The 25,235-nt window shown below is 51.3% G+C and carries 24 protein-coding genes; 22 read left to right on the top strand and 2 right to left on the bottom strand.

From position 1 onward, the window contains the following. The first annotated feature begins 99 nt into the window (after window positions 1-99). The 8 genes from AC1DF0_RS28130 (at window position 100) to bshB2 (ending at window position 9,316) form a co-directional block, all read left to right on the top strand. Window positions 100-1,098 carry an ABC transporter substrate-binding protein gene (locus AC1DF0_RS28130; protein ID WP_442049664.1) on the top strand — a complete coding sequence of 333 codons (999 nt, stop codon included), beginning with the start codon at window positions 100-102 and terminating at the stop codon, window positions 1,096-1,098. A 126-nt stretch (window positions 1,099-1,224) separates the two neighbouring features. After that, window positions 1,225-2,853, top strand: a complete 1,629-nt coding sequence (locus AC1DF0_RS28125; RefSeq protein WP_477576688.1) for an ABC transporter substrate-binding protein — start codon at window positions 1,225-1,227, stop codon at window positions 2,851-2,853. 227 nt (window positions 2,854-3,080) lie between these two features. Then, window positions 3,081-4,085: an ABC transporter substrate-binding protein gene (locus AC1DF0_RS28120; protein WP_477576686.1), complete on the top strand. Its 1,005-nt coding sequence runs from the start codon at window positions 3,081-3,083 to the stop codon at window positions 4,083-4,085. A 118-nt stretch (window positions 4,086-4,203) separates the two neighbouring features. Further along, window positions 4,204-5,796 carry a helix-turn-helix domain-containing protein gene (locus AC1DF0_RS28115; protein WP_477576684.1) on the top strand — a complete coding sequence of 531 codons (1,593 nt, stop codon included), beginning with the start codon at window positions 4,204-4,206 and terminating at the stop codon, window positions 5,794-5,796. 161 nt (window positions 5,797-5,957) lie between these two features. Further along, on the top strand, window positions 5,958-6,995 hold the full coding sequence (locus AC1DF0_RS28110; RefSeq protein WP_477576682.1) for an NAD(P)/FAD-dependent oxidoreductase: 1,038 nt from the start codon (window positions 5,958-5,960) through the stop codon (window positions 6,993-6,995). A gap of 134 nt (window positions 6,996-7,129) precedes the next feature. After that, the gene (locus tag AC1DF0_RS28105; protein ID WP_477576680.1) at window positions 7,130-8,152 is read left to right on the top strand and encodes a hypothetical protein; all 1,023 of its coding nucleotides are present in this window, start codon (window positions 7,130-7,132) and stop codon (window positions 8,150-8,152) included. A 139-nt stretch (window positions 8,153-8,291) separates the two neighbouring features. Beyond that, window positions 8,292-8,636: a YojF family protein gene (locus AC1DF0_RS28100; protein ID WP_477576678.1), complete on the top strand. Its 345-nt coding sequence runs from the start codon at window positions 8,292-8,294 to the stop codon at window positions 8,634-8,636. A 20-nt stretch (window positions 8,637-8,656) separates the two neighbouring features. After that, entirely contained in the window at window positions 8,657-9,316 is a 660-nt protein-coding gene (gene bshB2 / locus AC1DF0_RS28095; protein WP_477576676.1) for a bacillithiol biosynthesis deacetylase BshB2, read from the top strand. 58 nt (window positions 9,317-9,374) lie between these two features. Here bshB2 and AC1DF0_RS28090 read toward each other — a convergent pair whose 3' ends face one another. Continuing rightward, window positions 9,375-9,779, bottom strand: a complete 405-nt coding sequence (locus AC1DF0_RS28090; protein ID WP_475821992.1) for an SET domain-containing protein-lysine N-methyltransferase — start codon at window positions 9,777-9,779, stop codon at window positions 9,375-9,377. A 137-nt stretch (window positions 9,780-9,916) separates the two neighbouring features. On the opposite strand from AC1DF0_RS28090, the gene AC1DF0_RS28085 reads away from it, so the two are divergent. Genes AC1DF0_RS28085 through AC1DF0_RS28075 form a run of 3 tightly spaced genes read left to right on the top strand, consistent with a single transcriptional unit; the run spans window position 9,917 to window position 12,726 of the window. Next, complete coding sequence (locus tag AC1DF0_RS28085; RefSeq protein ID WP_477576674.1) at window positions 9,917-11,257, top strand: NAD(P)/FAD-dependent oxidoreductase; 1,341 nt, start codon at window positions 9,917-9,919, stop codon at window positions 11,255-11,257. Between the two features lie 51 nt (window positions 11,258-11,308). After that, on the top strand, window positions 11,309-11,782 hold the full coding sequence (locus AC1DF0_RS28080; RefSeq protein WP_477576672.1) for an SRPBCC family protein: 474 nt from the start codon (window positions 11,309-11,311) through the stop codon (window positions 11,780-11,782). Window positions 11,783-11,814: 32 nt separating this feature from the next. After that, window positions 11,815-12,726 (top strand): ABC transporter substrate-binding protein, encoded by a 912-nt coding sequence (locus AC1DF0_RS28075; protein WP_442049655.1) that lies wholly within the window; start codon window positions 11,815-11,817, stop codon window positions 12,724-12,726. A gap of 333 nt (window positions 12,727-13,059) precedes the next feature. Here AC1DF0_RS28075 and AC1DF0_RS28070 read toward each other — a convergent pair whose 3' ends face one another. Next, complete coding sequence (locus AC1DF0_RS28070; RefSeq protein WP_477576669.1) at window positions 13,060-14,013, bottom strand: family 43 glycosylhydrolase; 954 nt, start codon at window positions 14,011-14,013, stop codon at window positions 13,060-13,062. 423 nt (window positions 14,014-14,436) lie between these two features. On the opposite strand from AC1DF0_RS28070, the gene AC1DF0_RS28065 reads away from it, so the two are divergent. The 11 genes from AC1DF0_RS28065 to AC1DF0_RS28015 all read left to right on the top strand — a co-directional run bounded on the left by AC1DF0_RS28065 (window position 14,437) and on the right by AC1DF0_RS28015 (window position 25,235). Beyond that, window positions 14,437-16,101 carry a PucR family transcriptional regulator gene (locus tag AC1DF0_RS28065; protein ID WP_477576667.1) on the top strand — a complete coding sequence of 555 codons (1,665 nt, stop codon included), beginning with the start codon at window positions 14,437-14,439 and terminating at the stop codon, window positions 16,099-16,101. A 140-nt stretch (window positions 16,102-16,241) separates the two neighbouring features. Beyond that, window positions 16,242-17,090, top strand: a complete 849-nt coding sequence (locus AC1DF0_RS28060) for an ABC transporter ATP-binding protein (protein ID WP_477576665.1) — start codon at window positions 16,242-16,244, stop codon at window positions 17,088-17,090. Then, window positions 17,090-17,971, top strand: coding sequence for an ABC transporter permease (locus tag AC1DF0_RS28055; RefSeq protein ID WP_442049651.1), 882 nt, complete (start codon window positions 17,090-17,092; stop codon window positions 17,969-17,971). The genes AC1DF0_RS28060 and AC1DF0_RS28055 overlap by 1 nt, the downstream gene beginning before the upstream one ends. A gap of 63 nt (window positions 17,972-18,034) precedes the next feature. Next, window positions 18,035-19,054, top strand: coding sequence for an ABC transporter substrate-binding protein (locus AC1DF0_RS28050; RefSeq protein WP_442049650.1), 1,020 nt, complete (start codon window positions 18,035-18,037; stop codon window positions 19,052-19,054). A 32-nt stretch (window positions 19,055-19,086) separates the two neighbouring features. Continuing rightward, a complete protein-coding gene (locus AC1DF0_RS28045; RefSeq protein WP_442049649.1) occupies window positions 19,087-19,272 on the top strand; it encodes a hypothetical protein in 186 nt (61 codons plus the stop codon). Next, on the top strand, window positions 19,269-20,636 hold the full coding sequence (locus AC1DF0_RS28040) for an amidase (protein WP_477576662.1): 1,368 nt from the start codon (window positions 19,269-19,271) through the stop codon (window positions 20,634-20,636). The genes AC1DF0_RS28045 and AC1DF0_RS28040 overlap by 4 nt, the downstream gene beginning before the upstream one ends. A 30-nt stretch (window positions 20,637-20,666) precedes the next feature. Further along, on the top strand, window positions 20,667-21,053 hold the full coding sequence (locus tag AC1DF0_RS28035) for a RidA family protein (protein WP_477576660.1): 387 nt from the start codon (window positions 20,667-20,669) through the stop codon (window positions 21,051-21,053). Between the two features lie 342 nt (window positions 21,054-21,395). After that, on the top strand, window positions 21,396-22,412 hold the full coding sequence (locus AC1DF0_RS28030; RefSeq protein ID WP_477576658.1) for an ABC transporter ATP-binding protein: 1,017 nt from the start codon (window positions 21,396-21,398) through the stop codon (window positions 22,410-22,412). After that, on the top strand, window positions 22,399-23,334 hold the full coding sequence (locus AC1DF0_RS28025) for an ABC transporter ATP-binding protein (RefSeq protein ID WP_442049645.1): 936 nt from the start codon (window positions 22,399-22,401) through the stop codon (window positions 23,332-23,334). The genes AC1DF0_RS28030 and AC1DF0_RS28025 overlap by 14 nt, the downstream gene beginning before the upstream one ends. Before the next feature lie 5 nt (window positions 23,335-23,339). Beyond that, complete coding sequence (gene opp4B / locus AC1DF0_RS28020) at window positions 23,340-24,302, top strand: oligopeptide ABC transporter permease (protein WP_337100300.1); 963 nt, start codon at window positions 23,340-23,342, stop codon at window positions 24,300-24,302. Between the two features lie 48 nt (window positions 24,303-24,350). After that, complete coding sequence (locus AC1DF0_RS28015) at window positions 24,351-25,235, top strand: ABC transporter permease (RefSeq protein WP_477576735.1); 885 nt, start codon at window positions 24,351-24,353, stop codon at window positions 25,233-25,235.

Genomic DNA, 25,235 nt, shown 5'->3' with positions numbered 1-25,235 from the left:
TTTGTCCATTGAGTATAGGAACATAATTAGTTACTATTTTCAATGATAATGATAAGCATTATCAAAGTAAAGGGGAAAGAACAAGGAGGAGTATCAAAAATGGTACAGGCAAAAAAAGCAAGTCTGCTATTAGCGGTAATTGTTTTGATGGGGGCACTATTGTTGGCATGCGGCAACAACGCTAACAATTCGGATAATAAAGCGCCGGCAAACGGCGGCCAAGCATCCGAGACACCTGCTACGGCGGCGCCGGAGCAGACGGAAGCGACGACACGCGCATTCACCGACTGGTCGGGGCACGAGGTAGAAATTCCGGTTAATCCGCAGCGCGTTATTTATCACGGGGAAGTAACAGGCGACGTACTGGCGCTTGGCGTAACACCGGTCGGCGTCCTCAAGAATGAAGGGACATCGTTTGACGATAAAATCGCATCCGTAGAAGATGTAGGTTTCCCGTTTAACTTGGAGAAGGGGTTGGCGCTTCAACCGGATCTGATTATCTTCTCGAACGACGACGCGAAGCAGTATGAAGAAATTTCGAAGATTGCGCCAACGGTCACGTTCAACTCCTTCGATCCGATTGAGGTGAGAATGCCGATCCTTGGTGATATGCTTGGCAAGAAGGCAGAAGCAGAAGCATGGCTTGCGAAGAACAAAGCGGAGACAGCCGATATGTGGGCGAAGCTGCGCGCAGAGAGCGGGCTTAAGGAGAACGAAACGGCATCGGTATTCACGATGTATCCGGGCAATCGCTTGTTCATTATGGCAGGCGCGGGACTCCCGCAATTCCTATATGGAGAAGGCGGCTTCAAGCCGCTAGACAAGGTGCAAGAGCTGATCGATCAGCAGACGGGCTTCTTGGAAATTTCGGCTGAAGTCATGTCCGAATATGCGGGAGACCGGATCTTCATCTTGAACCCGGTTGATCCAGAGGCGCAGTCGGATACGAATGATCTTATGAATAGCGAACTGTGGAAGAAGCTTCCGGGCGTGAAGAACGGTTACGTCTACAACTTCGATATTCTCAAAGCAGGTAGCGACGCTCTATCCAGAGAATGGCTCATTCAAGAACTGCCTAAGGCTATGGCAAGCAAATAAGCCATGCACGAGAGCATAGGGTAAACAATAGAAGCTTTTTGACCGGCATCGGTTGAAAAGCTTCTTTTTATCGGCTATAATCATGTAAATGATAATAATTCTCATTTAATAAAAGGAGGTTCCGATATGCACTACCCATCAGCGCCAGCAACACCAGCAGTGCCTCTGCGGTCACTGTCCTTTCATCTACTTGATGCCAACCTGCTAAGTTGTCGTCCGGGTACGGTACTGCCGGAGGAAACGACGGAGACCTATACCCTTCTAATTAACAAGAGCGGCAAAGGGCAATTGTACAGCGACAGCAAGAGGTCGTTGTTTGCCGGCCAAAGCGCGTTTCTCTTCATTCCCGGAGCTTCTTTCCAGTTGGAAAGAAAAGACGGCTTGGCACTCGAGTATTATCGCATACAATTCGCGGTTACATTCATCGATTCATGGGCGACCCCAGCAGCATATAAAGAGGCTTTGTTTCCAGGCAGGAGCGAGCTGCGCGTCTATCCTTCGTCACAGTTGATAGAAATGGCGCAGCAGCTATATAGCGGCAGAAGCGATCAGGATGGAATGCCGAGCTTCGAAAATAATATGCGGTTTCTGAAGTTGATAGGTTTCTTATTGGAGCATAATCTCGTGACGGACAGCAAGACCAGCTCCACGCAAGCTGTAGAAAGAACAATTCAATATATGCAGGACCATTATACGGACAAAATAACGGTGAAGTGGCTTTCGGTGAAAGCTTCGCTTCCGAGCGGCCAGTATTCGGCTGTCTTCAAGGAATTAACGGGCAAGAAGCCGCTGGACTACTTGACGGAGCTGCGGATTAAGCGGGCCAAGGAATGGCTGCTCCAATCCGACGAATCGCTGCGCGATATTGCGGAGCGGGTAGGTTTTGCGGACGAATATTATTTCAATCGCCGCTTCCGCCAGACGACAGGCATGTCGCCTAGACAGTATGCATTAGCGATGAGGCGAAGAGTTCGGGTGAGAGATTGGGCTGGCCATGAGGTGACGATACCAGATCAGCCGAGGCGTATTATTTTTTACGGGGAGACGATTGGAGATCTGTTGTCGCTTGGCATTCAGCCCATTGGAGGCGACCTATGGAAGCAGGGGCGTCCTTTCAATGCGGAGAAGGTATCGTCGCTGAAACCGGATCTTATTATATTCGATAAGGAAGACGAGAGGGAATATGAGCAAATCTCTCGGATAGCTCCGACGCTTACCTACAACTCCTATGGCCCGCTCGAGGAGAGGCTGTTGACGCTTGGAGAGTGGTTCGGCAAGGAGCGGGAGGCGCAGCAGTGGCTCAGCCATCATGCGGGTAATGCGCAGCGGATGTGGCAGCAACTGCAGCCTTATATCCGTCCCGGAGAGACGGCAACCGTATTCGTGCATCATCGGGGCAGACGGTTATTCGTAATGGGCAATATTGGATTAACGTCGGTGCTGTATCATCCGGATGGCTTTTCCCCCGTACGGAAGGTACAGGATGTGCTTCAAGCGGACAGGGCGTACAAAGAAATTACGGAGGACTGCCTTCAGGAATACGCGGGCGATCGTATATTCATGCTGCTTCCGGGCAGCCCCGTCTCGAGAAAGGCGATGGAGCAGACGATTGCAAGCCCGCTGTGGCAAAGCCTTCCCGCGGTGCGGAACGGGCATGTCTACCTGGTGGACGAGAACGAATGGAACTGCGGGGATGCCTATACGATCGAACGGCTTCTCAGAATGCTTCCCGAGCTGATTCAACACACTTCATAACGGTGATAGGAAAGAGGAGCCTCTTAAAGGGTTTCTTTTTTTTGATTAGATTGCTTTTGTCGATAAGAAAGTGGCGAGTTTGTATAAAACCGATCGTAGAGAATGTGTATTGAGCATGCAATCCGAAATGAGGTACAATCTATTCAAGCAAAATGATAATGATTATCATTATAAATGAATGAATTATTTTGCTGCAAAACATAAAGCTTATGGGAGTGGATTTAGTCATGGCAAGACGGCGGTTTATGAAGACAGGATGGATATCGCTCATTGCGGCGGCAATGATTACGGTGACAGGTTGCGGCGCGGCAGGCGAGCAAGCGGCGGGCAATGCGACTACCGAACAGCCAGTACAGGCAACGGCAACGCCAAGTGAAGTGCCAGCCGAGAAAGAAACGCGCGTCGTAACCGACGGATTCGGAGAGGTAGAGATACCGACAGATCCGAAGCGGGTCAGTGCTCTTTATCGCGAAGATTATTTGGTTGCGCTTGGGGTAACGCCTATTGTGCAATATTATAACCCTATGTGGGGCAAGCAGGATTATTTGAAGCTGGAAGTGCCGTTGTTCGATGTGACCGGCAGTATTGAAGCTTTGCTCGTGGCTGAGCCGGACTTGATTATCGGTGCCGGCGAGGTCGATGCGGCCCAATACGAGCTTTACTCGAAGGTTGCGCCGACGTTCCGCTTGCCGGACGACGTACTTGCGGATTCACGCAAAACGTTGACTTTAATCGCCGATCTGCTTGGTCTCAGCGACAAGGCGGAGCAAGTTCTCGCTGACTATGAGGCACGCATTGTCGATGTGAAGGCGAAGCTGAACGCCGCGATCGGCGATGAGAAGATTGTCGTGCTGCGGATGAACGTCGTTGACAAATCGATTAACATTTTCGGCATTCACAACACGTTTGTTGGACAAATCTTGTATGAGGATCTTGGCCTAAAGGCGCCGGGGTTCGCCGAGGCGATGACGGAGAGCAATATCGTCTTATCGAAGGAGGTCATTCCGGAGCTTGACGCGGACCATATTATTTTGCTTCCGTCCAACGGCACATGGGAGGAAGAGAGCAACATGAAGGCGCTTGAGGAAATGAAGGCAGATCCGTTATGGCAGACCGTTCCTGCGTTTAAGAACGGCCATGTATATCCCGTAGAGAGATCGTATTGGCAGACGGGAGCCATTACAGCCAACGGCTTGAAGATGGATGATTTGCTTCGATTGCTGGCGTCCTAGCAGCAATTAAAAGTTCGGGCAAGAGCCGCTTTTCAACAAAAGTTGATGAGCGGCTCGTTTTGTTTTACACTATATTCATTGAGAATGAATATCAATTAAAAGGCGGTTGATATTGACGATGGATATTCAACAGGGCAAACAAGCTGAAGCTGCTCCCTCAGTCCAATATGTGCTGCAATCAATCGACTTGATCCCAGCGGGTGAACAAGCGGATCGAGGAGAACTAGAAAACAGCGATAGAAACGATGAGGAATGCTTTGAACTGATATTCATAATGAACGGGACGGGACAAGGTAAATGCTATTTGCGGAGGCCTGGGAAATCCCTATCTATTGATCAAGAGGCTTCGAGCTTCAGTTATTATCGAGTGTGCTTCGTAACGAGCGGCCATGATGGTGCGTACAGCCTGTTGCCGGAGAAGCAAGAGCTAGCCTGCACGCCGTTCGCGAAGACGCTGGAGCTGCTCGACGAGCTATATGGGCTCCGAGGGGCAAGCGACGAGCTCGAACGGTTCCAACGGTTTGTGAGATTTCAAGAATTGCTGCTGTTTCTATTCCGCCAAAATCGACCTGCTGCTGATGAGGATAAGGGAACGGACGGCGAGCGGCATGGGGTAGAGCTAAGCTTGCGGCATATTCATCAGTATTACCGTGAGCTTCTGACCGTGGAGGAGCTCGCTGCTCTGGCCGGTGTTGATCGCTGGAAGTATACCCGTCTGTTCAAAGAGGCAACGGGTCAGGTGCCGCTCCAATACTTAAATGAAGTACGGATCAATCAAGCCAAGAAGTGGCTGGCAAGCGCCGATGACAAGCTGCTTGATATTGCGCTGAATGCGGGATTCAACAATGAATATTATTTCAATCGCCGCTTCAAGCAGACAGTAGGCATATCGCCCGGACAATACCGACGCAGCCGCAAGGGACAGCTTAGAGTAGTCGCGCCTTATTTGGAGGACTTCATAGTGGCACTTGATATGCAGCCTATCGTCCAGTATTGGCATGCGAAGTGGGGGAAACAGGACTACTTGGGCTTAAGCCACATTCCGACGTTCGATGAGCATAGCGGTGATTTCAACGCACTCTCCGGCTATAAGCCGGACTTGATCCTGCTCATGGATCGCTATGAACAACAGCAATATTCGGAGTGCCGCCGTATATCCACTACGTGCATCCTACGCGAGCAAAGCGACAATTGGCGGAAGGTGCTGCGTACCGTCGCCGACTATTTCGGACGGACGGACCTCGCTGACGATGCAATCGCGAATTATGATTCCAAAGCCCGGAGCGCGAGCCATACGCTTAGTCAGGCCATGAAAGGAGAAACGGTCGCTTTCTTGCGTATCTCGGCGGATCACATTATTCAATATACGGAACAAGGACACGGCTTTGTTTCTACTGTTCTCTACGGCGATGTTGGCTTGCGTTCGCATTCCGCTGTAGGCGTAGCTTCTAAAGCGAATGCGCCGGGCATGTTCAATCTCTCTAGAGAGGACCTAGGCGCGTTAAACGCTGACCATCTATTTATTACTTTCGATAAGTGGCACAGCCAGGCAGAAGGTGCGGAGAGAGAGCTGCTGGAGCAACCTGAGTGGCGCGATCTGCCTGCCGTACGCAACAACCGTGTTTACGAGGTTGATTTTCTGACCTGGATGAACAACGGCATTATTTCCAACGGCAAAAAAATCGATGATATTTTGCGAGCATTAGCTTAACTTCTCTTTCGCTTGCGGCTGAAAGCTCCGCTCCCCTCATTTTGTACAAAGCAACAGTCGATTTTGTCCATTGTTTTTGTAGTGCAGCCAAAGCTACAATTGTGTTGATAATGATTATCATAGCATGGACGTTTCTGGAGCCGGCTGGAGGAGGACATCAATTGACTGAGCAGCTTGAATTGTACGATGTGACGATTATCGGCGGTGGCCCTGCGGGGATGTATACTGCTTTTTATAGTGGCATGAGAGACTTGAAAACGAAGCTGATCGAGGCAAAGGAAGAGCTCGGGGGGCGTATGCTCATTTATCCCGAGAAAATGATTTGGGATGTCGGCGGCGTAACTCCGATTCTATGCGAGAAGCTAATCGATCAATTGGCGCGGCAGGCGAAGACATTTGACCCTACTCTCGTATTTGGGCAGCATATTATCGGATTAGAGAAGCAAGACGATGGTACGTATATTTTGGAAGCAGCAACGGGTGAGAGGCACTGGACGCGTACGGTCATTCTGGCTATCGGTCGGGGCATTCTGCGGATGGCGAAGCTGGAGCTGGAAGGGGCTGAACGCTATGAGGTGTCCAATCTTCACTATACGGTGCAGGAGCTGGAGCCTTTCAGAGGGAAACGCGTGCTTATTTCAGGCGGAGGAAATTCCGCGGTCGATTGGGCGAATGAACTGGAGCCGATCGCTGCTCAGGTGACGGTCGTGCATAGGCGCGATCACTTCGGCGGACATGAGAAAAACATCGTTCGGATGAAGGAGTCGTCTGTTGATGTGCTCACACCTTATGAAGTAACCCAGCTATATAGCGGTAACGGAAAGACGATTGAACGTGTGACGATCATTCATATCGAATCGGGGGAGTCGCGTCAGGTGGAGGTTGACGAGGTTATTGTCAACCACGGGCTGAAGTCTGATTTTAGCGGCATTAAGGATTGGGGGCTTCATATGGACGATTGGAACGTATTCGTCAGTCCGAGGCTCGAGACGAACCTGCCGGGCATCTTCGGAGCGGGCGACTTCGCCAATTACGAAAGCAAGCTCAATCTCATTGCAGGAGCGTTCACCGATGCGGCGTTAGCGCTTAACAGCGCCAAGCGGTATATGGATCCCGAAGCGCCAAAGATGGCATATGTATCGTCGCATAATGAGAGATTTAAAGAAAAGAACAAAGCATTAGGCGTATCCGATGAATAGCTGGGGTTGCTATCAATACGCTATCAATATCATGGAATTATAGCAGCCTAATTATGAAAGGCAGGGACAAGGGCGGACGACGAATCTATTCTACCTTCATATAGTGTATAAGAGATTACACAGGAGGTGGAAAGGTGTCCGTTACTAAATCGATTGCCAAGTTAAGGGGGTTGAAGAAGCGAAGCAAGAGATGTAAGCATAAGAAGAAACATCATTGCTCTACTAGATTGCCCTTCGAAGAAGTGAACAGACTCATAGACGTATTGAGATCAATTGAACGAATCCTCCCGAGTGCGCTAAGTGAGAGCAGTCTAGCTAGCAACCGTACATTGCGCGTGCAAATGATACGAATAGAAGACTGGTTGAAACGCAACCGTCTATGCAACACTTCACTGCTATTAAAGCTGGTTAGAGAGATTATCCGATTGCTGGATGAGATCGAAACGTCGATTTTGGATAAATCCATTCAAGTCCAAATCGTTATTAATCAGTTGTTCTTGACTGTTGAAAATATTACGATGACGACCGTGCAAATGAATACGATTATTAACGTAATCAACAATATCAACACGATTATTAATGAGAACGGGCCTCCAGGCCCTCCGGGACCTCAAGGGCCAGCAGGACCCCAAGGACCACAGGGCATACAAGGGATTCAAGGGATTCAAGGACCTGCGGGGACCTTCTCACCGGTCTATGCGAGTGTTTTCGATACGGGTGCCCAGCATTTGGTGCCAGGTGATCTTGTGAGATTCAATCAATTCGATCAGGCAGGCTCCATAGCCGTGGGAGGCATAACGGCGACAGCGACTTCGATTACGGTTCCTATTGCCGGGGATTACTCACTGAGTTGGCAAGTATCATTCCTGCCTATCCCGGGGCAGACCCACTGTGCTTTCGGCTTGTTCGTGAACAATAATTTAGTTCCTTCTACGACCTCCGGCCTTGCTGCTTTCCAAGATCAACAGATTACAAGCATAGGAGCTTCCGTCATCGTAAGATTGGCCGCGGGCGACGTTCTGCAAGTTCGGCCTTTGTTCCCAACGGGTACCATCCAGCCGGCAATTGAGCTTAGTCCAACTATTATTTATCCGAATTTGATTAACCAACTGATCACAAGCGCTTCCGCCAGCATCATTTGGCTTGGCAGCGTATAAGAAAGAGAAGCCGCTTCCCTCTGCATGAGGCGAAGCGGCTTTATTGTTGGTAGGAGGGGGAGAAGAAACGGCCTAGAATGTGTTAAACTATAATTTGTATAGCAAGCCTCATTCAAGTATGAGATATGGAGGTGCGACGATGAATCCAATCCATCCAKGGACGGTTCAAAGCGCAATCGATAAACTTAAGGATCAAGATTTGTATCTTCACTTGGAGATGACGTCCGGCGCTTATGCGAGTCACTTCGATAGCTCTAGGCATCCGGCGGCCAACTTCATCAGCAATGCGGTTATCCGATATTCCCACGGATCGATCGCCGGCAGCGGGCCTTATCGCGTAGGATTGAAGACAGAAGGCGGTTGGATCTATTCCGAAGGGCTTACTCATTATGAAGAAAGCGATACGGAGCGGCTTATTATGGCAGGGCATGACGGCCAAGGCAAGCTGGTTGTGGCGTTGCAGCTCAGCCGTACGCCGTTCTAAAGGGAGAGGTGAAGTGAACAATGAAGCATGATCGCATTCTCATTGTATTCCCGCATCCGGACGACGAGGCTTACTCGACGTCGGGCACGCTGGCTAAGTATATTCACGAAGGCGCGCAGGTTACGTATGCGTGCTTGACGCTCGGCGAGATGGGGAGGAATATGGGCGTACCTCCCTTTGCCAATCGGGTGACGCTTCCGGCCGTACGCAAGCTGGAGCTTGAAGAATCGTGCAGAGCCATCGGCATTCAAGATGTGCGCTTACTAGGGTTTCACGACAAGATGGTCGAGTTCGAGCCGCATGCAAAGCTGGACGCGCCGATTGCCGCCATTATCGAGGAGCTGCACCCGTCACTCGTGATTACCTTCTACCCTGGCTATAGCGTTCATCCTGATCATGATGCTTGCGGCGAAGCCGTCGTTCGTATCATAGGGGCAATGCCCAAGGAGAAGCGGCCGGTCGTGTACGGCATCGCTTTTTCCAAGAACCATCAAGAAGCGATTGGAAGTCCCGATGTCTTTGAAGACGTTAAACCTTTCTTGAAAGCCAAGCTGGCCTCGATCTCCGCGCATCGCTCGCAGTTTCCGCCGCCAGAAGGGACTGGCGACAAGAAGCTAAGCTATAAGGAGCTGGAGGAGCGGTTCGGCACGGAGCGCTTCTGGACCTATCGGTTCAACTAATTCGTTAACAAGGAAGGCCGACCCGCAGCATATGCGGATCGGCCTTCCTTGTTATCATTTATTCGGATTTTGCTTCTTTAGCCGCCTGCTCTTCATAGAACCAAAGCGGATCTTCGTTGTCAACTTCGCCATTGTAGTTGATCAGCAGTTCATCTCCGGCTTTAACGTCGGTAAAGGCGTAGAAATCTACGGTGAGATTATCGAAATTAAGGTCGTAGTGCGTGTTAGGCGTATAGGAGTGATTGAATAACATTCCATAGCCTAGAAGCAAGGCGGAGTGGTTCTCGCCGAACTCGAATGCATAATCGGCGAAAATCGTTTTCTCTAAGTGTACATGTTCCTCGTTCGGATAAGGAAGTGCGGGTGCTTGATGAAAAACGACTCCCTGGGGGATATCGACTGTTGCGAATACGCCTCTATTCAATTCTCCGTTACTGAGCTGTGATGTCTTTACTTCAATCATTGTAGTCACCTGCGCGTTCTATAGTATAAGGGCAGCCTTTGACTAGCCCCACTTGCATTATATCGGTATAATCCAAATATAACAAAGGAATCGTCCGAAATACAATGCGGACGGCATGCACCGGGGGAGGAACATCGTTGTTCGACGTTGTCATTATAGGCGCAGGGGTTAGCGGAATATTCGCCGCTCATGCGCTCGCTGCAGCAAACAAGCATGTATTAATGATCGATAAAGGAAAACGGCTCAACGAACGGAATTGTCCGCTCGATAAGGGTGAAGCTTGCAACTGCACCGCCTGCGCGAAGTACGTCGGCTTCGGAGGCTTAGGCAAGTCGGAAGGGAAGTACAACTACACGAACGACTTTGGAGGAGACCTCGAGGCGAAAGTAGGGTATGACCATGCTTTGCAGCTTATGAACGAGGTTGACGATATATTATGCAGTTGTGGAGCAGGACAAGCGGCCACGTATAGCACCGTAAATCCTTCGCTCGCAAGGAGAGCAAGCGAAGCGGGCTTCGATGTGCTTGCAACGAAGACGAGACATCTAGGGTCAGCGCTTTCCAATGAGGTGCTGCAGGCGATGTTCGAGGATTTGGAGCGTTGCATCTCCTTCCTTTTTGAGACGGAGGTCAGTCTGATTCGCCAGCATGCAGATGGCTTCGAGCTAACGATTGCTGGCCGAGATCCAATAATCACGAAGAAACTCATTATTTCGACGGGAAGAAGCGGAACGGAATGGTGGTCCGGTCAATGCAAAGCATTAGGCATCTCCCAGCAGCTTGCAAGGCTTGATATCGGCCTAAGATTCGAAATGTCCGGAGGACAGCTAGACGCGATTCTTCAAGATCAGTTCGAAACGAAGCTGCGATACGAGTGGGAGGGGCTATCCGCTACGACCTACTGCATGAATCCAAGCGGCAGAGTCATACGGAAATTCCAAGACGGCCTCGTCATGGCTGACGGCCAAAATTATCGGGAGCAGGGCGAGGGGACGGCGAATTTGAATTTTACTTTGTTCGTGCCGAGTTACTTCTCTACGCTTGAAGAAGCCGATAACCTCGCGCGTCAGATTATTGGCGTGATCAATCGCGGGGGAGACCGCATCGTCGCTCAGCGGTTGGGCGATTTGCAGCAAAGGCGGGGAACGTCGGAATCCAGCGGTGCCAGCAACCGCATCAAGCCGACGTTGAAGGCGGATTGGGGCAATCTCATTGAAGAGCTGCCGGATAGCTATATACGGATATCGCTTGCTTTCATTGAAGCACTGGAGCGGCTGCTCGGAACAACTGTCGATGAGGATACGATTGTGTATGGCGTCGATGCCAAGTTCTACGCGCCTATGCTGGACACGACGGAGGACTTTGAATCCCTTATCGCCAATCTGTATGTGACAGGCGATTGCTCGGGTATCACGCATTCATTATCGCAGGCCGCCGCGAGCGGCTTGCATACGGGCAAGCGACTAGCGCTTGCCTAACCGCAAAGCTAGAATGAGCGAGTATAAATATAACCGAAATGTGGAGGGTTTATGATGAGCGAGCTAAATAATCCGAACGACATCAGTGAGGTTACCGTTGAGTGCAGCATATGGGTTGATGCTTCTAAGGAGCGTGCGTGGGGAGCCGTGACGGAAGGGGAGCAATTGACGAATTGGTATTCTCCCGGCTCGCCGTGGGATGTGCCGGATCTGCAGGAAGGTGCAGCGGTTTACTTCCGCCATTCACCGAATGAGTATCATACGGGAGCCGATGTTGTCACGCTTAAGGCTGTTATCGTGGCCGCGGAGCCGCTGAAGAGGTTCGCGCTCCGGTGGGAGTTCGAATCGGAAGGACCCGCGATGATCACTTCCTTCCTGCTTGAAGAGGAGAATGGCGGAACAACCGTTACGATAACAGAGACGGGCTACGAGACAGAGGAGCAGGCAATGCCGACCCAGGAGGGCTACACGATGTCGCTTATGAATCTCAAGGCGCATCTTGAAGGAAACAGCTTGCCCTATTAAGCTTAAACGATTAGGTTAAGCTTCACCCCCCAATGAGCCGAGCGCAGCAGCTTCTGCTTCATACGGGGGCTCGCGTGCAGGATGTGGCCCGCGAGGTCGGCTATCAGGACGAGTTTTATTTTAACCGCAAATTCAAGCAATCGTTCGGCATATCGCCAGGCCGTTACTCCCAAAGCAGACGGAATGAGCATAAGCTGTTCGCTACGCAATATTTGGGCCATTTGTTAGCGCTCGGTATACGTCCGGTTGGCGCGACGAGCAACATTATGGTGCATTCTTTCCTGCAGCAGCTTGTAACGGGAATCGAGTCCGTTGAGCAGCCGACGACAGTCGAGCGTGTGCTGAGTCTGAGGCCGGACCTCATTATTGGCTGCGAGGACAGCGATAAAGAGACGCTCTCGGAGATTGCTCCAGTCATCGTCATGCCTTATGGGGAGAGAACGCCGATCGAACAGTTCCACCAGCTGGCTGACTTGCTGGATAAGCGCAAGGAAGCCGCCCAATGGGTCTCGCGTTACGAATCGAAAGCGCTACGGCTTAGAAAAACATTAGCCGGCGTCATTGGACCGAGCGAGACGGTATCGGTCATCGAGGTATGGGCCGAAGGCATCGTTGTGTATGGCAATCGCTGGGGCAGAGGCGGGTACAATCTGTATAACGCATTAGAGCTTAAAGCGCCTGAAGCTGTCATGCGCCATCTGATTGATCGGGATTCGTACCGCTTCATTCCGCTTGCGGAGCTGCCGTTATATGCAGGGGATCATATTTTCCTAACCGTGTACGAAGCGGGGGACGGGGTTCGAAAAGCCATGGAGATGAAGCAGAGCCGCATATGGGCGGAGCTTCCGGCTGTTATACAAGGCAACGTATATGAGGTTGACATTAAACGATTCGGGGCAGGCGGCCCTATTTCGTTAAGCAGCCAGCTAGATATCCAAGTTTAGCACTTGCTGTCGGGCGGAGGCGGGCCGGACGGTCGCGCGGGACGATATAGCAAAGACTTTTCCGAGGTCAGAGACCCGGGAAAAGTCCTTTTTTTTCTACGGCGAAGTAGATTTGTTCATTGTAACGGACACTGGGAACCTTAATAAGCTGAATATAAGAGAAAAGGGACGCTTACGGACTGAGGTGGCCCTATCCTTAGCTAGAGAGGCTTAAAGAGCCATTATTGGCGATATAAGCGTCACTTCTGTCCGTAACAAACGAAAACAGACAATTTGTATCCCGTTAAGGTCATCTGAGTCCGTTAGGGAGAAGTGGACCTCGGCAGCACGGTATTAGTAGTAAGGCCAGCCGCTGGAATCCCAGTACAGATCGCTGATGAGCAGCTTCGGAGCGCCATTCTCCGCTACGCTGTACGCGTGACGGGCGATGACGTTCGTGCCGTTGACGTCTTGGCCGCCTGGTCCGACCCAAGCGCTGTTGCCGCTGTCGATGACGCTTGCCCCGCCGTTTTTCATATCGACGCCGTTCTTATCGTAATAAGGTCCAAGCACGCTCGTTGAGCGTCCGACGGCTACCTTGTAGGTGCTGCTCGTGCCGTTGCAGCATACGCCGATCGATACGAATAAGTAATAATAGCCGGTGCTGCTGTTGTAGACGAGGCTTGCGCCTTCGATGCCGCCGGACTTGGTTGCGATACGGTAAGCGTTGCCCGTTGGCTTCATCGTTGTTTTGCTGATGGCCGTAATGTAGATGCCGTTGCTCCAGGAACCGAAAACCATCCATAGGTTGCCGCTTGCGTCTTGCATGATGTTAGAGTCGATTGCGTTGTAGTTGGTGGAGTTGTTGGAGCTGATGACGACGCCTTGGTCTGTCCATACACCGCCGGAGATGGAGGTTGTTGTCGTTAGGCCGATCGCGGAAACTTTGGAGCCGAAAGTGGAGATGGAGTAGTACAGGTAGTACTTGCCGTTGTAGTAGAAAATATCTGGCGCCCATACATCAAGCCCTGTATGGTTCGGAACGTAGGTGCTCCACCACGAAGGTCTTGATGTGTAGATCGGCAGGGAGCGGTTGTATGTCGTACCGTTCGTCGAATAGAGTACTTGAAGTCCGGAGCCGGTACTGAATACCCAATGCGTGCTGCCTTCCTTGATATAGGCGGGGTCGTGTACATTCGTATCCCCCGTCAAATTCCATGTCGCGGCATATACCGGAAATACGGATGAGAATACAAGCATGGCAGACAGCAGAAGCAACGTAACAATTCTCTTTCTTGGTTTGAACATCTTCGATACGCTCCTTTAACCCATTTTTTTGGTCGTAACGCCACTTCTCGGGCGCTTGCGATCACCTCCTATTTGTAGTTTGACAACGCTTACATTCAATTGAAAAGTGATGATGCTCAAAGAAGAAAGAGGCTGATTATGCGTGGAGTTAGAAATTGAATCCATAATGTTTATATACTCATTAACTAATTAATGTATTTGCTACAAATAGAAACTACAGCAATTATTAGCAATAGTCAATCTTAAATTTACGTCATAATTCGACGTTTGAGCGATAGGCTGAGCTGCCAGATGCTCCTGACTCTTTTGGTTAATTTAATCAAAAGAGCAGGGGCTTTTTAGTTCATTCACACAAACGCCGCTTTACAACATTGGGAAGGTAATGTTAGTTTTTATAACATAATGTGAAAGGTGTTGATCTTGATGTTACTATCCGATCTGCTCAAAACGCCCGTTTTAATTGCCGCGGACGTCATTGCCGGGCATGAAGGGCTTACGATTCACGACGTGCAGTCCATCAATATTATGGACGCGCCCGACATTGTCACCTTTTTGAAAAAAGGCGACTTGCTCTTAACGAACGGTTACCTGCTCAAGGACAGACCCGATGCTCTCATCGATTTCATTACAAGCATGCACCGCAAGGGCTGCGCCGGTCTTGCAATCAAGACGAAACGGTTCTCCATGAGCATTCCGCAGGAGGTGCTGGACGAGGCGAATCGGCTTCACTTTCCGATTATTGAGCTATCGTTGATCGAATCGACGCTCGGCGAAATATTTCAGCAATCGATCAGCATCATACTTGAGAACAAAAACGAGGAGCTTCATTATGCTCTGACCATCCATAAGCAGTTCGCCGATATGATCATGCAGGGCGATGGACTTGGGCGCATTGTCGATGCGCTCGCCGATATTTTGGCTTCGCCCGTGCTGCTGCTGAACGTCAAGCTTCAGCCGCTCGCGAGGTCATCCGGGCTCTATGAACCGGCCCTTCAGGAGCTGCCTGAGCTAGCCGCGGCGGCGATTGCTAGTTTTCCAGCCTCGGAGTCGGCGCTATCCGTATGTTTTCCGCATATTCGGGCTGAAGGCTTCCGGCACGCCGAGCTATTCCCCATTCACACTTACCGGCATGAGGGCTATCTGCTCTCCTTCCATAACGACCATACGATATCCGGCCTATCCGCGCTTGCGTTCGAGCAAGCGGCTCATGTCATCGGGCTGGAGCTGACGAAGAAACACGCGGTTAAGGAGCGCTCTCGCCGTTACAAAAATGAGTTTTTCTCGGATTTGATCGAAGGTCATCTCGGCACGGAGCAAGAGGTGCTGCATCGCGGCGGCAAATACGGATTGACGGCCGACGGCAAGGCATTTCTGATTGTAGCTAAGCTGGACGAACAGCCCGAGTGGTCGATAACAAGCGCAAGCAGGTCCTCGGAGGAGAGACTCAGCGTGGAACGCGATGCCCAGTACGAAGCCATTAAGCGTGAGTTGGCTAAGCTTGGCATACCTTTCGTTATGTTCACGAAAAACGACCTGTTCGGTATCGTTGTCCAGCATTCCGTTCCTGACTGGAACGAGACGGCGTTTGCCAGAGGGCTGGAGGCGGCCGCGGAGCGCATGTGGGATGCGGACCAGCTTAGCTTCTCGTTTGGAATCGGTAATCCGTTCACGAACGTACTCGATTTGGGCTTGTCCTACAAGGAGGCAATTAAGGCTCTTAGCTCAGGCAGGCAAATGAACCGGAAAAGATTCGCGCAGTCGTATCATGCGATGGATATCGGGCGGCTGCTGCGGCTGCTGCCGTACKACGAGCTGGAGCGGTTTTACGTGGAGGCGTTTAAGGACCTGATCCGCAAGGATGACAAAGAGAAGAACGAAATGCTGCGCACGCTGAAAATATTTTACGAGAATCAGTGCCAAATCAACGATACGGCCAAGGCGTTGTTCGTTCATCGCAACACGGTCATCTATCGCATTGAGAAGGCGGAAAGACTGATCGGCCGTTCGCTTAAGGATTGGCAGGTGAGCTTCCGGTTTCAGGTTGCTTTTGCGATTGAGCCGTTATTAAAGAACGAAAAATATAGTTAAAACAACTAAATTCACATTTGATTTCTGTTTGTTATAACTAATGACATTCGAGAGCCGAATCGATAAGATAGGTTTATGTTCGATATGTCAGATAACCTAACACAACATAAACGCGAATGCAGCATTGGAGAGGGGCTGAGATGATGGGAGTAACGGAGACGATTGACCGAAGTGAAGCGTTAAGGGCATATGGCAGGGGCGATGCGGGGCAGTCGGCGATTAGCGTGCAACAGGTAACCAAGTCGTTCATGAACGCGGAGGGAGATGCCATTCCTGTTCTTAGCGGCATTACGATGGATATTCGAAAACAAGAGTTCGTCAGTATCGTCGGACCGAGCGGTTGCGGGAAAAGCACGATATTCAATATTATAGCGGGTTTGATCGAGCCCAGCTCAGGCAAGATCGTAGTCGGCGGCGAGGAGATCGGACGCTCGACGGGCCATGTCGGATATATGATGCAGCGCGACCTGCTTCTTCCTTGGCGGACGATACTGGACAACGTGACGCTTGGATTGGAAGTCAAAGGGTTATCGAAGAAGGAACGTTCCGACACKGCAATGGCTTATCTTGAACGTTATGGTCTTGATTCCTTCGCCAAAGCTTATCCGTCGACGCTGTCCGGCGGTATGAGGCAGCGGGTGGCGCTGATTCGTACGCTTGTAACGCAGCCTGATATTATTTTGCTMGACGAGCCGTTCTCGGCGCTCGACTATCAGACTCGGCTTGTGCTCGAAGACGAGATTCTATCGATATTGAAAAACGAGGGCAAGACAGGCGTACTCATCACGCATGACATCGAAGAAGCGATATCGGTATCCGATCGGGTCTTCGTTATGAGCAAGCGGCCGACCTATGTGAAGAAAACGTACGAGGTCGGGCTTGCGGCAAGCCACGGATCGGCGATGAAAGCGCGGACGGACGCGGCATTCAAGCAATACTTTGAAGAGATATGGTCAGAGCTCGATATACAGATGGGGAGGATAAGCTGATGTCTAATGCATCTCAGAGAGTGAATCTGAATGCGGCGGGAGCTCTGCCGGCAGCCAAGCGCCGCCGATTAAAGCCCCATAAGGTCGCTTCATTGAAGCAATGGATCACGACGATGCTGTGGCGCTTCGCCATTATCGGCGCCGTATTAGCGGGATGGGAGACGCTCGTAAGGCTCGAAGCGGTAAATGCGTTTCTGCTGGGCTCGCCTAGCGCAATCGCCAAGTCGGCTGGTGCGATGCTGCAGTCCGGACAGTTATTGACGGATGCCTACGCTACGGTGAAAGCGACGGTTATCGGCTTCATCATCGGGAGCATCGCCGGCTCGCTCGCGGGCTTGCTGCTTTGGTTCTCTAAGACGGTATCGCGGGTCATCGATCCATTCGTCGTAGCCTTGAACGGCGTTCCGAAGATTGCGTTGGCGCCGATGATTATTATTTGGTTTGGCTCGGGTATATTTTCGAAAATCGTGCTTGCTTCGGTAGCGACCTTCATCGTAGCGCTGTTGTCGGCTTACCAAGCTACACATCAAATCGATGACTCGCAAGTTAATCTGATGAAGTCGTTCGGAGCGAGCAAACTGCAAATATTCCGGAAAATTATTATGCCCTCCTCGTTGCCTTGGATTATATCGGCATTTCGCATCAACATCGGACTGGCTCTCGTATCCGTCGTTGGCGGCGAGTTCATTTCTTCGGACAAAGGGCTTGGGCATATGATCTTCGTCGAGGGCAATCTGTTCAATCTGCCGGCCGTATGGGTTGGCGTGTTCACTCTGATGCTTGTCGCGACATTCCTCTATACCTGCGTGAGCGTTCTTGAGAAGCGGCTGTTGCCTTGGAACGATAATAAGCAGCAAACTCAGAAATCAGCATCGGTTTAACTGTTGAAAGCATCATCCCGTCTATGCTCACATCAGCCTATTCACAAAAGGAGACGATCAACGATGAAAAAAACGGCACTCAAACTTATGGGCATTACATTAATAAGCGCATTATTCCTGTCGGCTTGCGGCGGCGGCAAAGCAGATAACGTTAACGCTGGCACTGGGACGACGACGGCACCACCCGAAACGGCCAAAGACGTGATTATGGTGTCCGAGGTGTATCATAACTTGCTGTACCTGCCGCTCTACGTAGCGAAGGAAAAAGGTTTCCTAGCTGACAACGGCATCGAGTTGTCCTCCATTACGGCAGCGGGAAGCGGTCCGGCTGCATTGGCTTCGGTGCTGTCCGGAGAATCGGCATTCTCGTTCCACGGCCCAGAGCATGTTGCCTTCGCAAGAGCGAAGGGCGGAGATGCCCAGTCGCTAAGCATTGTATCGGGAAGCGCGCCGGTATGGGCAGTGGCCAAGGCGGGTTCAAGCATTAAGGAACCGAAGGACTTTATTGGCAAAACGATCGTCACAGGCATAGCGCCGACAAGCTCGAACAGCCTGCTTCGCAAGCTGTTCGCCGACAATGGGATCGACTTGAAGAACGATGTCACGATTACCGAGGTGCAGAACGGCTCCGAGCTTGGCACGCTGCTTGCCGGCAAAGCGGATATTGCGGTCGTCTACGAGCCGCAGCTTGATCAAGGGCTTACCCAAGGATTGGAGATCGTCTACGATTTTACGAAGGATTATCCGGACTTTGCGTTCGCTACGATTAATACGTCTAAGAAGGTCATTGAGGAAAATCCGGATTTGGTCAAACGAATGGTCAAATCGATTGAAACGGCATTGGATTTCATTCATGCAGATGCAGCGGGAACGAAAGAAATCGCCAAGAAGGAATTTCCGAACCTGGACGGCGCTGTCGTGGAGCAGGCTGTACAACGCATGATCGACAGCAAGGTATATCCGCAGGATGGATTGCTTACGGAGGCGGCATTCCAAAACGCTGTTGATATGCAGAAGTTTATCGGCAATTTGAAGGTCGATATCGCCTATGGCGACATGGTGGATACGAGCTTTATGCCATAACCGCACAAGCATAGAAAGGAGCCCTGATCGTCATGGGTGTACAGCAGGAAGCGGAATATAAAGCCTTTCTAGAATTGGAAAGGAGCAGGTATAGAAGCGGTCTCGTAACGGGCGAGGAGAAGGAAAGCTTTCTAGAAGAGCTAAAGCTTCTCCGCTCCTTCCGGATGGACGACCAGGTTGCGCCTTATACGACCTATAGGGGAGGTGCGGGCCGATGATATCGACACAGCTGTACGAGCTAACATTGGCGGAAGCCGCAGCTTCCATTAGAGCTAAGAATGTGTCGCCCGTTGAGTTAACCGAAGCGTATTTGTCCCGCATAGAAGCGGTAGACGGTAAAGTACAAGCTTGGGTTACGGTAGCGGCCGACCATGCGATGCAAGCGGCGAAGGAGGCGGAGCGCCAGCTCATGTTGGGTCGCTATCTTGGTCAGCTGCATGGCATTCCATACGGCGCGAAGGATATTATTCGCACGGCGAGCATAAGAACATCCGGCGGCTCGCAGGTGGACGGCGATTACGTGCCGGGTACGAATGCAGCCGTTATCGATCGGCTCGGCAACGCAGGCGCCGTCTTGCTCGGTAAGACGACGACAACCGAATATGCTTATCAAGGAGGGGAGCCGCCGACGCGGAACCCATGGAACTTGAAGCATACCCCGGGAGGCTCCAGCTCGGGCTCGGCTGCCGCCGTCTCGGCCGGCATGGCCGCCTTCACGCTCGGCACGCAGACGTTCGKATCATTGATCCGGCCCGCTGCGTACAACGGACTAACGTGCATGAAGCCGACTTTCGGCCGCATCAGCAGGTACGGCGTGTTCACGGCAAGCTGGAGCCTCGATCATATCGGGGCCTTTACAAGAACGGTCGAGGATACGGCAATTACGCTTGAAGCGCTGGCAKGTGGAGATGGACGCGATCCTTCTACGTTGCAGGGAGAATCCCCTCGCTTCACTGGAGCGATTGGGCGAGACGTAAGAGGACTGGTGGTCGGCTTGCCGGATACGTTCTTCGAGGCAGAGGAACCGGTTATCGGCGAAGCGGTCGCACAAGCTGTCGAGGTACTGAAGGGGATGGGCATCCGGTTCAAGCAGGTTAAGCTGCCGGGATGCATGAAGGAGGCTATCGCCGCGCACCGAATGACGATGCGCGCCGAAGGGGCAGCCTATCATATGGATTCGTACAAAACAAGAGCCGATTATTACGGCCCGTCGATGCGAGAGCAGTTGGAGCTGGGCTTCGAGCTAAGCGCAGTCGATTACTTGCATGCTCAGCGTGTCCGAAGCGTGTTCCGCAACGAAATGATGAGTCTATTCGGCGAGATCGACGCCTTGCTTACGCCATCGACGCCAACGCTGGCATTGCCCGGCTATAAGACGGGTAGTCCGATGTTCAACGGGCCGTTCACGAATGCGGGATTGCCCGCGATGACGGTGCCGATCGGCATTGACTCTTCTAGGCAACTGCCAATCGGCATGCAGCTGGCAGGTCCGCTAATGGGTGAAGAGACGCTGCTTGCGATCGGGCATCAATACCAACAAGCAACCTCATGGCATCTTCAGAGCGCCCCGATAGGACTGTAGACGGGGCTCATAACAAGGAGGAAATAAAATATGACGACGATCATTACATCGGACAAGGCGCCAAAATTCACGCTGCCATTCTCGCATGCGGTGCGCGCAGGTGACCTTGTCTACGTGGCAGGACAGGTCGGTGTTAATCCGCAGACGCTAGAGCCGCTCGGGGACATACGGCAGCAGACAGCGCAATGCATACGGAACATTGAAGCGATATTGCAGGAGGCGGGATTAACGCTGGATCATATCGTCAAGGTGACGACGCATTTGGCAAGAACGGAAGACCAAGATGCTTATAATGCGGTATACGAGGATATGATAGCGGCGCCGCATCCCGCCCGAATCACGGTATTCAGCGGTCTTGGACCCTATTTAATAGAGATGGAAGTATTGGCATACGCGCCTTCGAAGCGCGGTGAATAACAAGCGCAAGGATAGGGATGGAACCTTGATCAAGGGTCTGCATCCCTATTGCTTATTTAGGTAAAAAGCCATCTGCCATAATCGGCAGCGGAATGATAGAGTAATCATTAATTGGGTTTATATTAATTAAGGTTTAATAAATAATCATAGAGTTAAGCAGCATATCGTACTAACATTAACTTGGCTTAATAAAGTCTTGACAACTTATTAACCAAGTATTAACATATGGTGCAAATAAGAGGGACATTATGTTGACGGCAATAACGATATTTAATGTTATTAAATATTATCTGAATAATCAGAATATTTAGAACAAGGCAACTCGTCGATAGGAGGATTCCATTGAGTGATACGTTGCTAGCCATTGAAAATCTCACTACCTCATTCCGCATTGCCGACGAATATTATGCAGCCGTTGACGACGTGTCGCTTACGATCGGCAAAAACGAGATCGTTGCTATAGTCGGAGAATCCGGCTCAGGCAAGAGTGCTCTCGCTTTCTCTATCATGGGACTGCATACGAGAGCGAGGATTGACGGCAGCATTAAGTATAAGGGGCAAGATATCGCCAAATTGCCTCCGGCCAAGCTGAATCGGCTTCGAGGCAAGGCGTTCGGGATGATCTTCCAGGATCCGCTGTCCGCACTCAATCCGCTTATGATCATAGGCGCTCAGATCGAAGAAGCGCTGTTGCTCCATCAACCGAAGCTCTCCCGGAACGAACGGCGAATAAAGGTAATGGAGCTGTTAAGGAGAGTCGGGATACCTAGACCCGAACATACCTACGGACAGTTTCCTCATGAGCTGTCGGGCGGAATGAGGCAGAGGGTGGTTATTGCCATAGCGGTCGCCAATGAACCCCAGTTGCTCATCGCCGACGAGCCCACGACTGCGCTTGACGTTACGATTCAATTGCAAATCCTCGAATTAATCAAGAAGCTGAAGAATGAAAGCGAAGCCGGCATTTTATTAATTACGCATGATCTTGGCGTCGTCGCCGAGATGGCCGATCGCGTGGCCGTTATGTATGCTGGCCAAATCGTCGAAATCGCAGATATCTACACACTCCTATCCGGGGCCAAGCACCCCTACACCAGGTCTTTACTCCAATCGATTCCTACTTCCAAAGAAGCGCAATCCAGACTGCATGTCATTCAAGGCATCGTGCCTTCCCTGCAAAATCTTCCGCGGCAAGGCTGCCGCTTCCGCTCACGCATTCCGTGGATCGATGCATCCGCGCATGAAGACGATCCAACCATGCACGAAATTGCTCCCGGGCATTACGTCAGATGCACCTGCCATAAGTCGTTTCACTTCCCTAATCAGAAGGAGGCGAACGATACGCATGTCCTTTCTTGAAGTGAAAGATCTTAAAGTACATTTTCCGAGCCGTGGCGGCATTCTTAACAAGCGGATTCCGCTTGTGCGGGCCGTCGATGGGATTAACCTAACGATCGAGCAAGGTCAAACCTACGGGCTCGTCGGTGAATCCGGCTCCGGCAAGACGACGACCGGCAGGGCGATCATCGGGCTTAATCCGATCACGTCGGGCAACGTGTTGTTCGAGGGTTATGATCTGGCGAAAGGCGGCCGGAGAAGCCATATCGATGTTCGTCGAGATATTCAAATGATTTTCCAAGATCCGTATTCGTCCTTGAATCCGAAGAAACGGGTGCTTGATATTATTGCCGAGCCGCTGCGAAACTTCGAGAGGCTGTCGCCGAAGGAAGAGAAGCTCCGCGTCGAGCAATTGCTGGAGCAGGTCGGCATGAGCCCGGAGATGATCTACAAATATCCGCATGAGTTCTCGGGCGGCCAGCGGCAGCGGATCGGCATTGCGAGAGCGGTTGCTCTGAAACCAAAGCTTGTTATTGCCGATGAGCCGGTGTCGGCGCTCGATGTGTCGGTGCAGGCTCAAGTGCTGAACTTCATGAAGGATATTCAGCAGGAAATGAAGCTCACTTATTTGCTCATTAGCCATGATCTCGGCATTATTCGTCATATGTGCAATCATATCGGCATTATGTACAAGGGCCGTTACGTCGAGCAGGGAACGACGGCCGATATTTTCGACAACCCGCAGCATATTTATACGAAACGTCTTATTACGGCTATTCCGAACATTGATCCTACGCAACGAGACAAGCAGCATATTTATCGCGAGGCGGTTAGGGAGGAATACGAGAAAGCGTACGACACCTATTTTGACCATGAGGGACTTGCCTTGCCCTTGCAGCCGATTACGCAAACACATCTAGCGGCGTTGCCTGAGAGAGGTTGAGAGCGATGTGGAGGACAGTTGCGCGAAGAATGATTATTATGGTTCCCCAAATCATCTTGCTGAGCATTCTCGTATTTTTAATGGCCAAGGCGATGCCGGGGGACGCTTTGACGGGGTTGATCGATCCGAGCATTGATCCGGCGGCGATGGAGGCGCAGAGAGAGAGGCTCGGGCTTAATAATCCTTGGCAGGTTCAATACTGGGATTGGATTACGAAAGCGTTCCAAGGCGATTTTGGCCAATCGTTCCGCTTCAAGATGCCCGTCTCCGATCTGATTGGGCAGCGGATGATGAATACGATTTGGCTATCGATTGTCACGCTGATTCTAACTTATTTGATCGCGATTCCGCTTGGCATTACGAGCGGCCGCTATAACGATACATGGGCGGATCGCTTCATAACGGGTTATACGTACTTGGGCTTCGCAGCGCCGCTATTCATATTCGCCTTGTTAATGCTATGGGTATTCGGGTTTCATTTCGGATGGTTTCCGACCGGCGGGAGCGTCGAGCCAGGCATGAAGCCGGGGACGCTGGAATACGTGCTGAGCAAGTTCTATCATTTGCTGCTGCCGGCCTTGTCTATGGCGCTTATTACGACGGTCACGACGGTACAGCTGCTGCGGAGCGAGATTATCGACACGAAGCAGAAGGACTTCATTGTAACGGCAAGAGCGAAGGGCGCGTCGGAGTCGCGCGTGTATAACCGGCATATATTGCGAAATTCATTATTGCCTATCGCCGCATTCTTCGGATACGAGATTACGGGACTGATCGGCGGCACCGTATTCATAGAGAGCATCTACAGCTATCCGGGCATGGGGGAGTTGTTCCTCAGCTCGATCTCGCTGCGCGACTTCAGCGTCGTTACCGCGCTTGTGCTGCTGTACGGGGCTGCGTCGATCATCGGTGCATTACTATCTGACATCACATTAAGTGTCGTTGATCCGCGCATTCGGATCAAATAACAGCCAACGTGCATAGGGGTGGGCCTTTTGAGGAAGACATACGCCAATATATCGCATGCAAGCTTGGAGAACAGAAGCCCCTCGAGCTGGAATATTGTGTGGCGCGAGCTCGTTCGGGACCGAATGGCGTTCGTATCGCTGCTCTTCCTAGTGCTGGTGATCACGCTTGTCTATGGGATTTCATTCGTGCTTGATCAAGAGCAGATCGTATCCATCGATCTGTTCGCGCTTAAGAAGCCGCCCTCGGCCGAGCATTGGCTAGGTACCGATTACGGCGGGCGCGATGTATTCGGCCAGCTCATTATCGGCACTCGCAATTCGTTGTCGATCGGCATTATCGTGACGCTGCTCACGGGGTTAATCGGTGTACTGATTGGTCTTATATCCGGTTACTTCGGCGGCACTGTCGATAACATTTTCATGCGCTTCGTCGATTTTTTCATGATTCTGCCCACGCTTATGATCGTTATTGCGTTCGTAACGGCAGTGCCCAAGTACAGCATTATTTCCTTCTCGCTTATTATGACCGCTTTTCTATGGATGGGTATTGCAAGGCTCATACGCTCCAAGGTGCTGCAGGAGAGAGAGCTGGATTACGTGCAAGCGTCCAAAACGCTTGGCTCCTCTCATATGAAAATTATGATTACGCAAGTGCTGCCCAACTTAAGCTCGATCATCATCGTGACGATGACCCTTAACTTGGCAGCCAATATCGGACTCGAATCCGGCTTGTCATTCCTCGGTTTCGGATTTCCCGAGAGTACGCCGAGTCTCGGAACGCTCGTTAGCTATGCGCGAGATCCGCAGACGCTGGAGTCGAGATGGTGGATATGGTTACCCGCATCGTTCCTCATATTGGTTCTGATGTTGTGTATAAATAACGTCGGTCAAGCGCTTAAGCGGGCGACGGACGCAAGACAAAGAAAAGGATGA

This window comes from Paenibacillus sp. 05T425, from assembly GCF_056396205.1.
The sequence above is the reverse complement of the archived record's forward strand: the minus strand, read 5'-3'. Positions and strand labels throughout refer to the sequence as shown.

Coding starts and splice junctions, on each gene's coding strand:
- AC1DF0_RS28070 (WP_477576669.1), bottom strand. CDS start 14,013: ATGTTCAAACCAAGAAAGAGAATTGTTACGTTGCTTCTGCTGTCTGCC.
- AC1DF0_RS28050 (WP_442049650.1), top strand. CDS start 18,035: ATGAAAAAAACGGCACTCAAACTTATGGGCATTACATTAATAAGCGCA.
- AC1DF0_RS28115 (WP_477576684.1), top strand. CDS start 4,204: ATGGATATTCAACAGGGCAAACAAGCTGAAGCTGCTCCCTCAGTCCAA.
- AC1DF0_RS28075 (WP_442049655.1), top strand. CDS start 11,815: ATGAGCCGAGCGCAGCAGCTTCTGCTTCATACGGGGGCTCGCGTGCAG.
- AC1DF0_RS28045 (WP_442049649.1), top strand. CDS start 19,087: ATGGGTGTACAGCAGGAAGCGGAATATAAAGCCTTTCTAGAATTGGAA.
- AC1DF0_RS28120 (WP_477576686.1), top strand. CDS start 3,081: ATGGCAAGACGGCGGTTTATGAAGACAGGATGGATATCGCTCATTGCG.
- AC1DF0_RS28055 (WP_442049651.1), top strand. CDS start 17,090: ATGTCTAATGCATCTCAGAGAGTGAATCTGAATGCGGCGGGAGCTCTG.
- AC1DF0_RS28130 (WP_442049664.1), top strand. CDS start 100: ATGGTACAGGCAAAAAAAGCAAGTCTGCTATTAGCGGTAATTGTTTTG.
- AC1DF0_RS28025 (WP_442049645.1), top strand. CDS start 22,399: ATGTCCTTTCTTGAAGTGAAAGATCTTAAAGTACATTTTCCGAGCCGT.
- AC1DF0_RS28035 (WP_477576660.1), top strand. CDS start 20,667: ATGACGACGATCATTACATCGGACAAGGCGCCAAAATTCACGCTGCCA.
- bshB2 (WP_477576676.1), top strand. CDS start 8,657: ATGAAGCATGATCGCATTCTCATTGTATTCCCGCATCCGGACGACGAG.
- opp4B (WP_337100300.1), top strand. CDS start 23,340: ATGTGGAGGACAGTTGCGCGAAGAATGATTATTATGGTTCCCCAAATC.
- AC1DF0_RS28125 (WP_477576688.1), top strand. CDS start 1,225: ATGCACTACCCATCAGCGCCAGCAACACCAGCAGTGCCTCTGCGGTCA.
- AC1DF0_RS28090 (WP_475821992.1), bottom strand. CDS start 9,779: ATGATTGAAGTAAAGACATCACAGCTCAGTAACGGAGAATTGAATAGA.
- AC1DF0_RS28080 (WP_477576672.1), top strand. CDS start 11,309: ATGATGAGCGAGCTAAATAATCCGAACGACATCAGTGAGGTTACCGTT.